The sequence below is a fragment of the Edwardsiella piscicida genome, assembly GCF_021733145.1.
GTDB lineage: Bacteria > Pseudomonadota > Gammaproteobacteria > Enterobacterales > Enterobacteriaceae > Edwardsiella > Edwardsiella piscicida.
Genome location: NZ_CP090968.1, coordinates 1,019,553 through 1,032,407, shown reverse-complemented (window position 1 = coordinate 1,032,407; position 12,855 = coordinate 1,019,553). Strand labels below are relative to the sequence as shown.

Below are 12,855 nucleotides of genomic sequence, written 5' to 3'. Positions count from 1 at the left end.
CAGTTATATGGCAAGCAATTCTCCGTGTATCCGCGATGAGGTACACCCTGCCCCGTGGCAGCTGATGCTGTTTGCCGTCGTAAACGCGCTGCTGGCGCTGGTAAGCCTATTGCTGATCCGCAGCGATGCGGTGCTGCCCTCGCTGTGGCTGCCGACGGCGGCAACCGCCGCGATCCTGTTTCACTGCCGGCGACGAGACTGGCCCCGTCTGGTGGGCATTTCCCTGCTCACCAGCCTGCTGCCGCTGATCCTGTTCCCCACCGCTTTTCCTCCGCTGCACTATGGAATCTGCCACGCCCTGATCGATCAGCTGCAGGCGCTGCTCTGCGCGCTGGCGCTGCGCCGCTGCCTACACGGAAGCCACCCCCTGGGCAGCCTGCTTCAGTGGGCTTACTTTATCCTGATCGCCGTGCTGGCCATTCCACTGCTGTGCGCAGTCCTGGCGGCGGGCGTCGCCACGCTATGGTACCGAGACGCCTTCCTCAGCGGCGCCGGGTTCGCCTTTATGTCTGACGCGCTGGGAATGCTGGCGCTCACGCCGCTCGGGCTGCTGGCCAGGCCGCCCGGTGGACTGAGGCGCATCATCCCCCTGCAGACGTTCCCTATTCTGTTGATAACATTGGTAAGCGGTTACTATGCGCTGCCGCTGCTGCCGTACCCTTTTACCTTTATTCTTATTCCACTGCTGTGGGCCGCCGTCGCGCTGCCGCTGTGGCCGGCGTTCCTGATTTTTTGCTGCACGGCGCTGCTGCTGTGCGCCCAAATGAACGGTCACGCCGTCGCCATCGCCGGCGAAAGCCCCCTGCTGCTGTATATGCCGATCCTGCTGGTGCTGCTGCCGGCCCATGCTATCGCCATTCAGACCCATGCCTACCGCCGCGAGAGCCAACGTCTGGCGGAGAACGAAACCCGGCTGCGCAACGTCATGGAGTATTCCGCTATCGGTACGGCCCTGATCGACCTGCGCGGGCGCTGGATACAGTTCAACCCGGCGCTGTGCCGCATGCTGGGCTACGAGGCGGCGATCCTGCAGCATCTGCGCTACCGCAGCCTGATCTACCCGCCGGACAGGCTGAGCGATAAACGCCAGCTGGCCGACCTGTTGGCCGGCCATCTCGACAGCTATACCCTGGAAAAGCGCTACGTGCACCGCAGCGGGCGCATTATCTGGACGCTGCTGACCGTCTCGCTGGTGCGTTCGCCGCAGGCGGAGGCGCTCTACTTCGTGGCGCAGATGAAAGAGATTAACGACATCAAAAACAATGAGCGCCAAAAGCAGCGACTGCTGGATACCCTGCATCAAGAGCGTGAGCGCTTACACATCACGCTGAGCGCCATTGGCGAGGCGGTGATCAGCACCGATCCCCAGCAGATAATCCGCTTCATGAACCCCAGCGCAGAGAAGATGACCGGCTGGGCGCCAACCCGGGCGATCGGACGCCCTCTTGAACAGATCGTGACCCTGCAGGACAGCGTCAGCGGCGCCGCCCTCTCGGTGCTGCGCCCCCCGAACAACGAGGGCGACGGCGGGGAGAACGACTGCCTGCGCCTGGTCAGCCGCAGTGGGCAACGCTACGAGGTACAGAGCCGGGTCGCCGAACTCCGCCACAGCGACGGCGTACTGATGGGCTATGTCGTGGTTTTTCAAGACGTCAGCGAGACGCGAACCCTGCTGCGCCAGCTCTCCTACAGCGCGCTGCACGACCCGTTGACCGGTCTGCCAAACCGAGTCAGCTTCGAACAGGCCCTGCGCCGCGCGCTGCGCTCCGCCATCGAATCGCAGCGGTATCACGTCTTGGTCTTCCTCGACCTCGATTACTTTAAGGCCATCAACGACAGCGCGGGCCACGCCGCCGGCGATGTCCTGCTGCAAAACATCGCCCAGATGATGCGCTCCCTGCTGCGCCCCCAGGATATTCTGGCCCGCCTGGGGGGCGATGAGTTTGCCATGATCCTCAGCGACTGCGATATCGCCCAGGGAAAGCGCATGGTCGATCAGCTGATCCACGAGATCGCCGCCTATCGCTTTTACTGGCAGGGGGGGCTGTATCGTATTGGCGCCAGCGCGGGCCTGACCCTTCTGTGGCACCGCAACGCCCTCGCCGATGAGGCGATCAACCAGGCCGATGCCGCCTGCTACATGGCCAAGCGCAGCGGACGCGGGCAGGCGTTCTGCCACCAGGGCGACCGGCTCCCCAGCGGTTCTCTCGGCGTACATGAACCGGATGCCGCCCAGCTCAGCGAGCTGTTGGCGGCGCAGCGCATTACCCTGCTGCTGCGCGCCGTCTGTCCACGTAGCGCTCCCCAGCAGATCCTGTTTTATCTGCTGGACCCCGAAGCGCGCCGCCCGGACGGCTCACCGTTCAGCGCCTCCGCGCTGGCGACCGCCTGCCTGCGCTATCAACGTCAGCAGGATGTCGAGCGCTGGCTGTTCAGCCAGCTACTGATCCGCCACGCCCGCGCCTTGAGCCAACAGCCGCTGGCGCTGGCCGTTTCGCTCTCCACCGCCAGCCTGTGTCAGCCAACGTTTGTCAGCTGGCTGTGCGACACGCTGCGCAGCTCCCCGCTGCCCGCCCGCCAGCTGCTGCTGCGCCTGGAGGAGAGCGCGCTGATCGAACACCAGGCACAAACCGCCCCGGCGCTGAGCGCCCTGCATCACTGCGGCTGTCGGCTGATTGCCGAAGGCTTCGAACGCCGTCTGGAGAATATCGCCCGCCTGGAGCACAGCCCGGTGGAGTACCTGCTCGCCAGCAACGAACTGGTTGCGCAGGCCCACGCCAACCGTATGGACGAGGTCATGCTGTCGCTGCTGCACACCCAGGCCCGCAGCTGCGGCCTGCAAACCATCGCCGGCCCCGCCGAGCTGCCGGCGACGCTGGCCACCCTGAACCTGCTGGGTATCGATCTGCTGTTTGGCAGCAGTGTACATCCCACGCTCACGCTGCCCCAGCTGCTGAAACAGCTGAGCGGCGGGTCGACGCCCACGACGGCGGCCGACGACAGCGCCCCCATTGCCGAGGACGCCGCAATGCAGTAAAGTCGCCGCCCTTCACCGGCATGGGAAACAACGATGTATATTGGTTTTGACTATGGTACCGCCAACTGTTCTGTGGCGGTCATGGACGGCGAGCAGATCCGTATGCTGCCGCTGGAGCAAGATTCACCCTACCTTCCGTCAATGCTGTGCGCACCGACGCGCGATGCGGTCAGCGAATGCTTACACCGGCACTGGCACATCCCCACCGGCAGCGACGAGAATCAGCGCCTACTGCAGCGCGCCGTCGCCGCCAATCGCGAAGAGGATATTCACGTCGATGCGGACAGCCTGCAGTTTGGCCTACAGGCGCTGCACAGCTACAACCGCGACCCGCAGGATGTGTACTTTGTAAAGTCGCCGAAGTCATTTCTGGGCGCCAACGGCCTTAAAGAGCAGCAGATAGCCCTGTTTGAAGATTTGGTCTGCGCCATGATGGCGCACATTCGACGCCGGGGCGAAGCCGCGCTGCAGCGCCCCATCGACCAGGCCGTCATCGGCCGCCCGGTCAACTTTCAGGGCAGCGGTGGCGATGACGCCAACGCGCAGGCCCAGGGAATACTGGAGCGCGCCGCGCGCCGCGCCGGACTGCGCGAGGTGACGTTTGAGTTCGAGCCGGTCGCCGCCGGACTGGACTTTGAGGCGACCCTATGCGACGAGCGGCGGGTGCTGGTGGTCGATATCGGCGGCGGGACCACCGACTGCTCCGTCCTGCTGATGGGGCCGCGCTGGCGCGCCATGCAGGATCGCAGCCAGAGCCTGCTGGGCCACAGCGGCTGCCGCATCGGCGGTAACGATCTCGACATCATGCTGGCCTTTCGTCAGCTGATGCCGCTGCTGGGCGCCGGCAGCAGTACCCTCAAGGGGATCGCCCTGCCGTCGCTGCCCTACTGGAATGCCGTCGCCATCAACGATGTTCCGGCGCAGAGTGACTTTTACAGCGCGGCCAATGGACGACTGCTGCGCGAACTGGTGCGCGACGCCAGCCAGCCGCAGCAGGTAGAGCGCCTGCTGCAGGTCTATCGCGATCGCCTGAGCTACCGGCTGGTACGCTGCGCCGAAGAGGGGAAAATCGCCCTGTCGCAGCAGCCCCACTGCCGCGTCGCGCTGGATTTCATTGCGTCGGGGCTGGAGACGACCCTGCACGACGACGCGCTGGCGGCCGCCATTACCCAGCCGCTGGCGCGGATTCAGGAGCAGGTCAGCGCGGCGCTGGCGGTCAGCGCCATCACGCCGGACGTGATCTATCTGACCGGCGGCAGCGCCCGATCCCCGCTGATCCGTCGCGCCCTGGCGCAGCAGCTGCCCGGCATCCCGCTGGCCGGCGGCGACGACTTCGGCTCGGTGACCGCCGGGCTGGCGCGCGCGGCGCAGCGGCGCTACGGCTAACCCTTTCCCGCCGCCGATCTCGGCGGCGGAAATCCGCCACGCTAATGGTGTTTTATGTCAATTTGTTTCAGATGAACCGATTAAACGCGACCATCCGTACCTTTAGCGCGATCGAATAAAATAAATTAAATATAAAACAACAAGTTAATAAGAACCCCGCCGGACAAAAAATAAATTTAATAAATCGCATTCATCGCTTGTCATCCCCGATTGAGTGCGGCAAAATACGCGCCCTGCGAATAGCCGATGTTTTACGTTGTGTCATTAAGTAAAGACCAATGGACGTCGGTTATTTTTTTGTATCGCAGAAAATCAAAGTAGATGACTGAGGCCGGCCTTCGACCGGACATGATAATAGCTATTTATGCGGCTCCCCCGCATGTTGACTGAGGAAATCTAGATGGGGCAATCATTCGCTTTCGCACCGGGCTTCACCGGTATGCGCTGCAGCAGCAGCGACTATGGGGCAGGCGCGCCGTTTTCCGCACGCGCTTCTTTATCCCATCCCCTCTTTGAATATCCTGCATACCGCTTCACACGAAGTTTTCCTGTGACCTCTCCGCTTTGCGCTTCATCAAATCAAAACGTCGAGAGCATGGGAGGACTGCGTCATGGCTGCTAATTCCGCCGCTTCACAAAACCGCGTTCAGCTGCGCAAGACCCTGACCCTGGTACAGGTGGTCATGATGGGCCTGGCGTACCTGCAGCCGATGACGATCTTTGATACCTTCGGTATCGTCAGTGGACTGACCAACGGTCACGTTGCCACCTCTTATGCTATTGCGCTGATTGCCATCCTGTTTACGGCGATCAGCTACGGAAAGCTGGTTAAACGCTTCCCGTCCGCCGGCTCGGCCTATACCTACGCGCAGAAGGCGATCAGCCCGCACGTCGGTTTTATGGTGGGCTGGTCTTCCCTGCTTGATTATCTGTTTATGCCGATGATCAATATCCTGCTGGCCAAAATTTACCTGGAAGCGATTTTCCCCGGCGTCCCGTCGTGGATTTTCGTCATGGCGCTGGTCACCATGATGACGCTGTTCAACCTGCGCGGCATTAACCTGGTCGCCAACCTGAACACCGGCATCGTGATCGTGCAGGTCGCTATCATGATCATCTTCCTCGGCCTGGTGGTGCACGGCATCACGCAGGGCGAAGGCGCAGGCACCCTGCTCAGCAGCCGTCCGTTTGTCTCAGAGGATGCCCACCTGATCCCGATGATCACCGGGGCCACCATACTCTGCTTCTCGTTCCTCGGCTTCGACGGCATCAGCTCCCTGTCGGAAGAGACCCCGGACGCCGGGCGCGTTATCCCGAAGGCCATCTTCCTGACGGCGCTGATCGGCGGCATCATCTTTATCGTGGTCTCCTACTTCCTGCAGCTGTACTTCCCGGATATCTCCCGCTTTAAGGATCCGGATGCCTCGCAGCCGGAGATCATGCTGTACGTGGCCGGTAAATTCTTCCAGTCCATCATCCTGGTCTTCTCCTGCGTGACGGTGCTGGCCTCCGGGATGGCGGCGCACGCCGGGGTGTCCCGTCTGATGTACGTGATGGGCCGCGACGGGGTGTTCCCGGAGCGTTTCTTCGGCTACATTCATCCCAAGTGGCGTACGCCGGCCTTTAACGTCCTGCTGGTCGGGGCCATCGCGCTGTCTGCGGTCTCCTTTGACCTGGTCACGGCAACCGCGCTGATTAACTTCGGTGCGCTGGTGGCCTTTACCTTCGTCAACCTGTCGGTTATCTCGCAGTTCTATATTCGCGAGCGCCGCAACCGCACGCTGAAGGAGACCTTCTCCTACCTGATTCTGCCGCTGATCGGCGCGGCAACCGTCGGGGTGCTGTGGATGAACCTGGAGGCCAGCTCCATGACGCTGGGCCTGGTATGGGCGGCCATCGGCCTCGGCTATCTGGCCGTGCTGACCCGTCGCTTCCGTCAGCCGCCGCCACAGTATCAGGATGCAGAGGCCGCACAGTAAAGCCGCTTACGCTCATCATCATTGCGTAAACCGTAAAAAAAACGCCCCTCGGGGCGTAATGCCAGTCAGTTGCTTAACTGACTGGCTTTTTTTATCTGCGGCGAACGCCGCGCTACTGGCGCACCGCCAGCAGCACGCTGGAGGCTTTCACCAGCGCAATCACCCGGCTACCGGCGCGCAGATCCATGCTGTCCGCGCTCTCGTTGGTCACGATCGAGACCAGCGTCAGACCGCTGTCGCTCTTCAGCTCGACGGTGGTATTCACCGCCCCATGCTGCAGCGCCATGACCTCGCAGGGGAACTGATTGCGCGCCGAAAACGTCAGACCGCAGGTTTCCGAAGCCAACATCACCCACGGCGCCTTGATCAGCGCGATGGCCTCTTTACCCTGCGCCAGCCCCATGGCGTCGCGACTGGCGCTGGTGACGACCGCCACCAGCTTTTCCCCGCCGCTCAGCGTCAGCTCAACCTCATCATTCACCGCCCCTTCCGCCAAGGCTGAAACGGTTCCCTGCAACTGATTGCGGGCTGATACGGTCATTTTTTTCTCCTATCCGATCGTGAATACCGATAATGAATGTCGATATAGCCTAACAGAGTCACCGGTATCGATGCGCCGTCATTGCAGCAGAGTACGATCTGGATCAGATTCGTTCATAACCGGTGTAGTAATAGCGCTGCAGCTGGCTATCCTCGCCGCTGAGAAAAAACTCGGCGATGGCGTCGCGATCCAGGCCATACAGCCGGGCCAGCTCGCCGGCGCGGCAGGCGGCCATATAGCGATTATCGATACGCTTGGCAAAGCTGTAGGCGAACCCGCACACATAGCCACGCCGGTAGTCAAAGCAGCGCCGCTGCATCTCGCCGGCGCCGCAGGGCTCGTAGCACTTTACGCCGTCCATTACCCCATCGCCAAAGTGGTTCTTTCCCATACTCTCCCCCGATCCGCGCGACCATACGCTATATACCTAAATATATAACGAATGAGGGATCGGATGCCATCCCCGAAAAGGAGCCGAGAATACTACTATCGCTACTCCACGCTGCGCCCAGAAATCGGTATAATCGGCGCCGGTCTATCACCTATCCATCAACACGAGGTATTTCTATGGCAGACGAATTTGACAACGCCAGCGCGCTGGAAGAACTGGAACGCGATCTGGCGCTGGCCAACCGTCACAAACCCAGCATGGCGCCTACCGGGTATTGCTACAACTGTCACGCACCGATCCCGACGGGGAACTTCTGCGACAGCGACTGCTGCGAAGACTGGCAAAAAGTGCAGTGGGCCAAATCCCAGCGCCAGCGCTAACTCCCGCACTATCTTCCCGCGCACAACGCCGTCGATACCCATCGCGGCGCCCGCTTCGCTGACCTGCGGCATCATTCGGCAGGCTGCTCGTACACCTCCCCGTTTGGGACTCCCCGCGCCATACGCACGGCGATCGGCTATTGCCTATTGCCGCGCCGGCGTCCGCGCATCCCCATGGCTCGCCGCCTCCCGCCGGAGACGGCGCCGCGGGCGCCATCAGGCCAGCAAAATCTGCTGCAGCTCGCGCAGCGATCCGACCTGGTAGCTGGGCGTGATCCCCTGCGGAGCCGGCTCATCGCGGGTATTCAGCCAGCAGGTATCGATACCGGCATTAATCCCGCCCAGAATATCGGAGTGCGGATTATCCCCCACCATCAGGATCTGCTCACGCGGGGGATTATCCATCAGGGCAAAGGCATGTTCGAAGATCGCCACGTCCGGCTTGGCGACCCCGACCTCCTCCGAGACCACCAGGGTCGCGAAGGCATCGCTCAGGCCAGTGCGCTGCAGACGCTCATTCTGCATGGCGGTAAAGCCGTTGGTGATGATGCCCATCCGCACCCGCCCCCGCAGGGAGAGCACCAGTTCACGGGCGCCCGGCAGCGGCTCGCAGATCTCGGTCATCGCCTGAACAAAGGCATCGTTAATCGCGCAGGCCGTCATATTGAGGCGCTGGGCCCATCCCTCAAACCGAACCTCCTGCAGCCGACGCGAGGTGATCCGCCCCTCCTGATAATCCACCCACAGCGGCTGATTTACCGCCTCATAGGCCTGGTAATCCTCCACGCTGAAATCGACGTTAAAGCGGGAAAACATCAGGCGTAGCCCTTGATAGGCATCAAAGCGGAACAGCGTTTCATCCGCATCAAACAAAATCCAACTGTATTTCATCTCGCTCACTTTCCACTCAACTTCACCTGCGCGCCCCACGCCGCGGCATGCGACGGCGAAGAGGGCATGAAAATAACGCGCTGGCCCGGCGTCGTGTAACGCGATACGCAGGCAGCATCCCCCCGCGACCCGCGTACCCGGGCGCAAAAAACGCGGGCTATTGTGCCACAGAATGGGCAGAGCGCCTTACGCAACGCGAAAAAACGCCGCCGATGCCGGCGCGATGGGCACATCCCTCGCGCCGCGCGGCCAATAGGGCTAATTTCGTTTAAATCGACACGTTCCCCCAAAAAAACGCCGCCATCCCCGCACGGCATGCTGGCAATCGCGGTCCTGATAGCGGGTCGTGCGAAAAATCCTAACGTTTTTCTACAGCCATTTGTTTTTATTGAGAGTTTTCTTTAGAAAAGCGCCTTGACGCTGCCGCCGCAATCTTGCTATACAGGCGCCGGCACCCTTTTGGGCTATGCTCTTTTTATCGCGATGTTATGTGGAACACGACCGCTGCATGCCCCCTGGCCACGCGTCTGTCGCCGCTGGCAGGCCAACCACAACGGGCATACCGCGGCCCTTTAAGGACAAAAACAGTCAATACCAGGATAGATCTATGGCCACCCGAAGATGGCACACGCCCGGAAACCCGGGCTCGGACAGCGGGCCACGTCTGCGTTCGCTAATCGATCAAATTGCAGAAAAACAGCGGTATGTACCGCCACCGCCGCGCTACCGCCTGCTGGTTTCGCTGCTCAGCGTCAGTGAAGAGATGCGCGACTTTTGCGCCCTGCACCGCATCAGCATCAGCGATGCCCCCTGTCTACAGGTGATGTTTGTCGGTGAAAAAGCCGATCTGCAGCTGCTTATTCGCTGTTTCCTGCCGCAGGAGCGGCAGGAGGCGTGCCTCAACGCGCTATATCTGGCTTAGTCCATCGCCATCTGCAGCTGACTCAGCGCACAGTATAAGCGCCAGATCACCCCGGCCAGATCGCGGGCGCTGGGGTTAGGATGGGCGGCGAGCAGCTCACTCATGCGCGCCAGCTGCGCCAGCGTGTGCGTCAGGTGCGCCTGCTGGACCCCCTCTTCGCTGATAATGCCATGCAGACCCTGCAGACAGAGATCCCGCACGCGCTCCAGCGGGTCGCCGCGCGCCTCCCAGTTACGCAGCTGCCAGACGACGTGCGTACAGTTCAGCAGCACCATGCCCCAGCGCAGCAGCCAGCGGCGCGCCAAGGCATCCCGGCTTTGGTTCAGCTGGCTGATACGGTGATAGATCAGCGATTCATACTGCGCCTCGCTGCTGCGGGGGTGGGCCACCAGCTGCTCAACAAAGTCCCGACGCATCGCCCGAATAATACGCTGGCCTTTACGCCGATCGGAGCTGGGGTGAAGGATCTGAAACGCCAGCGCGGCCAGCAGCACGCCGCCGATCTTAGCGATGCTGCCGTTCAGCACGCTGGCATAGTCGTACTGCGGCGGATTGGTCACCATCAGAAACGATCCCATAAATACGATAATCTGCCCCCACAGCGCCGCGTGGCGAACGCTTTGCAGCTTCAGCAGCTGCATGGTCAACAGGATCGGCGCCAGGATCAGACAGAAAACCCAGAAGTCATTTATCTGGATAATCAGGCCAAACTTCAGCAAAAAGCAGAAGATTGACAGCATGATCATCGCCTTAAACAGCGTCATCAGGCTGCTCATCGGCGAGGCCGATGCGGAGTACAGCACGCAGGTTACGGCGGCGATCGCCAGCGCCGAGGCGCCGCTGTCCCATTGGGTCTCAATCCAGAATGCGCAGCCCAGCACCAGGGTACAGAAGGTTCGCAGCGCATTGTAGGCCGCCTCCAGCGTATCGGTATGCAGCGCCAGCGGCGGCGTGGCCGGCGGGGTCAGCGCCGCGCTCTCGCTGTCGCGCTGGGCCAGCCGCTGCAGCCAGCGCTCGCTGCCGAGGTACAGACGGACAAAGCGCTGTACCTGACGGACAAAGGCCTGCAGGCGCACTCGTGACGTCGGGCTCGCATACAGCGACGCCAGCAGGCGCGCCGTACGGTAGGGGTCGCACGCCGGCTGCCGCAGGGCCTCGATGATCTGCGTCAGCACCGCCTCCAGCGCGGGCGGCGCATCAGGCCAGTGCTGCCGCATACGGCGGACAATGGCGATGGCGCTGGTCATGCGCAGCTGCTGGTGCAGCAGATAGTTGAGTACGTGATTATTGCGGCGGAAGTGGTAGTGGCTCCAGAAGGCCTGGATACGCAGCAGATTCAAGGTGAGGATCTCGCGGATCACCGACTCATGGGCCGTGCGTAGATCGCTGCCCGGCGCAGGCGCCCACAGCATCAGCGCATGCTCCAGCAAGCGCTGATGCATGCGCCGCAGCGACGTCAGCAGCGTGGCGCCGTCCGAGTCATTGGGCATGATCATCATCATCAGCGCGCCGCACAGCAGGCCGGTGATCACCTCGCACACCCGCGCCTGAGCGATATCGAATATTTGCATCGTATCGCTGCTGTTCGGCGTAGTAAACGCGATGATCGCCGCCGTATAGCCCGCTAGCGCAAAGGCGTAGGCGAGGTTGTTCTGATAGTGGTTAGAGACGTACGTGCACAGCGCTATCCAGCCCGCGATGCAAAAGGTAAACAGCCAGGGTTCATTCAGGCACAGCCCGGCGATCATCATCGAGGCCAGCGCCCCCAGCAGGCTACCGATAATCCGGCCGATGCTCTTGCCGATCACCCCGCCCACCGTCGGAAAGCTGACCACCGCCGCCGAGGTAAAAGCCCAGTAGGGCTCATCCAGATCCAGGGCGAACGCGATCCACAGCGCCAGACACATCGCCAGAGTATTGCGCAGCGCGTAGCGCCACTGCCCCGCCGTCGCCTTTCCCCAGGGCAGCTGCTGCCACAGACCGCCGTTGCGCGTCATCGTTTCACTCCGCCCTAGGGTGTAATCGTAATGGTGCAGGTCATTCCCGATACCAGCAGCGTATCCGCCGCCACGCCGTCCAGGGCGATACGCACCGGCACACGCTGCGCCAGACGCACCCAGGGCACGTTGGGCTTCACGTTCAGCAACATATCGGCGCCCGGCTCGGCGCTCTGATCGTCGATGGCGCGCCCAATGCTTTCAACCCGCCCCTGCAGCGGCGTATTGCCGTCATACAGCATGATATCGGCCCGCTCGCCGACCCGAATATGGCGCAGCTTGGTCTCTTCAAAGTACCCCATCACATAGAACGAATGGCGATCGATCAGCGCCACCAGCGGCGTACCGGCGTGGGCATAGTTGCCGGCCCGGGTGCGCAGGTTGGTGATAAAGCCATCCGTCGGCGCCTCGATACGCACGTGGGCCAGATCCCACTCGGCCTGCGCCAGGCTCTCGCGGGCGACCTGATAGGCGGCCTGCATCGCCTTAACATTCAGCTGGGCGGTATCCAGCGACTCGGCGGAGATGGCATCCGCCGGCAGACGCCGTCGCCGCGCGGCCTCGTGCTGCGCCTTGTCCAGATCGCTCTGCGCCCGCATCAGCGCCGCGCTGGCCCGATCGCGGGCAATAATGAACGGCTGGCTATCCAGCGTGAACAGCAGCTGCCCCCGGGTCACCGCCTGATTATCGCGTACCGCCACGCGGGTGATGCGCCCCGAGACCTCCGGCGTCACGCTGACCAGCTCGGCGCGGACCTTACCGTCGCGGGTCCAGGGCGACTGCATGTAGTAGTTCCACAGCCATCCGCCGGCGCACAGGGCGACGGCACAGACGATCACGCTCAAAAAATATTTCAAGGAGTGCAGTTTCATCGAAGACTATCCGCAGATTAGCAAGGCAAACGCCAGGGTGATGCATATCACGAGAAGAGAGAGATCCAGCAGCGTGGGATGCCAGATATCGCCGCCGTAGATCTGGGCGCGCAGCAGGCGGTGAACGATAAGCCACAGCGGCAATCCCAGCGCCACCGCCTTAAACAGCGGAGGAAAGTACAGTGAAGCCCCAACGACCAGATCGGTCAGGGGGGAAAACGGGAAGATCGGCATGATCGTTAGCATCACCAGGGGTCTATTGCGATGCGCGGCATCGACAGACTAATAACATTAACCCAATATTAGCACGCGAAGTATAATTGGTGATGATTTTTCTGTGCCGATAAATCCGTTGGATGCGCTGCCCGATGGCGCTGCGCAATAAAGCAACGAATTCGTTTTTGAACTCTCTCACACTTCGCACAAAACCAGATTGAAGTGTAACTCCAAAGATCATTT

At 61.7% G+C, this 12,855-nt stretch carries 11 protein-coding genes; 5 read left to right on the top strand and 6 right to left on the bottom strand.

Going from position 1 to position 12,855, the window contains the following annotated elements; translation table 11 throughout:
• Positions 1–7: 7 nt before the first annotated feature.
• The 3 genes from L1P05_RS04640 (at position 8) to L1P05_RS04630 (ending at position 6,402) form a co-directional block, all read left to right on the top strand.
• Positions 8–3,037: a diguanylate cyclase domain-containing protein gene (locus tag L1P05_RS04640; RefSeq protein WP_041692494.1), complete on the top strand. Its 3,030-nt coding sequence runs from the start codon at positions 8–10 to the stop codon at positions 3,035–3,037.
• Between the two features lie 33 nt (positions 3,038–3,070).
• A complete protein-coding gene (gene yegD, locus L1P05_RS04635) occupies positions 3,071–4,423 on the top strand; it encodes a molecular chaperone (protein WP_012847809.1) in 1,353 nt (450 codons plus the stop codon).
• Positions 4,424–5,034: 611 nt separating this feature from the next.
• Positions 5,035–6,402, top strand: a complete 1,368-nt coding sequence (locus L1P05_RS04630) for an APC family permease (RefSeq protein ID WP_012847807.1) — start codon at positions 5,035–5,037, stop codon at positions 6,400–6,402.
• A 112-nt stretch (positions 6,403–6,514) separates the two neighbouring features.
• Here L1P05_RS04630 and L1P05_RS04625 read toward each other — a convergent pair whose 3' ends face one another.
• Positions 6,515–6,943, bottom strand: coding sequence for a TOBE domain-containing protein (locus tag L1P05_RS04625; RefSeq protein ID WP_012847806.1), 429 nt, complete (start codon positions 6,941–6,943; stop codon positions 6,515–6,517).
• A 103-nt stretch (positions 6,944–7,046) separates the two neighbouring features.
• Positions 7,047–7,334, bottom strand: coding sequence for a DUF2623 family protein (locus L1P05_RS04620; RefSeq protein ID WP_012847805.1), 288 nt, complete (start codon positions 7,332–7,334; stop codon positions 7,047–7,049).
• 176 nt (positions 7,335–7,510) lie between these two features.
• Here L1P05_RS04620 and L1P05_RS04615 point away from each other — a divergent pair, with 176 nt between their 5' ends.
• Complete coding sequence (locus tag L1P05_RS04615; RefSeq protein WP_005296746.1) at positions 7,511–7,714, top strand: hypothetical protein; 204 nt, start codon at positions 7,511–7,513, stop codon at positions 7,712–7,714.
• Between the two features lie 216 nt (positions 7,715–7,930).
• On the opposite strand, the gene yjjG is transcribed toward L1P05_RS04615, so the two are convergent.
• Positions 7,931–8,605, bottom strand: a complete 675-nt coding sequence (yjjG, locus tag L1P05_RS04610) for a pyrimidine 5'-nucleotidase (RefSeq protein ID WP_012847804.1) — start codon at positions 8,603–8,605, stop codon at positions 7,931–7,933.
• A 607-nt stretch (positions 8,606–9,212) separates the two neighbouring features.
• Between yjjG and L1P05_RS04605 the strand changes: the two genes are divergently transcribed.
• A complete protein-coding gene (locus L1P05_RS04605; protein ID WP_012847802.1) occupies positions 9,213–9,527 on the top strand; it encodes a hypothetical protein in 315 nt (104 codons plus the stop codon).
• On the opposite strand, the gene L1P05_RS04600 is transcribed toward L1P05_RS04605, so the two are convergent.
• From L1P05_RS04600 to L1P05_RS04590, 3 genes are read right to left on the bottom strand one after another with little or no spacing between them, the layout of a single operon-like run.
• Positions 9,524–11,524 (bottom strand): FUSC family protein, encoded by a 2,001-nt coding sequence (locus L1P05_RS04600; protein ID WP_012847801.1) that lies wholly within the window; start codon positions 11,522–11,524, stop codon positions 9,524–9,526. The genes L1P05_RS04605 and L1P05_RS04600 overlap by 4 nt on opposite strands.
• A gap of 14 nt (positions 11,525–11,538) precedes the next feature.
• Entirely contained in the window at positions 11,539–12,396 is an 858-nt protein-coding gene (locus tag L1P05_RS04595) for an efflux RND transporter periplasmic adaptor subunit (protein ID WP_012847800.1), read from the bottom strand.
• Between the two features lie 6 nt (positions 12,397–12,402).
• Positions 12,403–12,642 carry a DUF1656 domain-containing protein gene (locus tag L1P05_RS04590; protein WP_015461094.1) on the bottom strand — a complete coding sequence of 80 codons (240 nt, stop codon included), beginning with the start codon at positions 12,640–12,642 and terminating at the stop codon, positions 12,403–12,405.
• Positions 12,643–12,855: the final 213 nt, after the last annotated feature.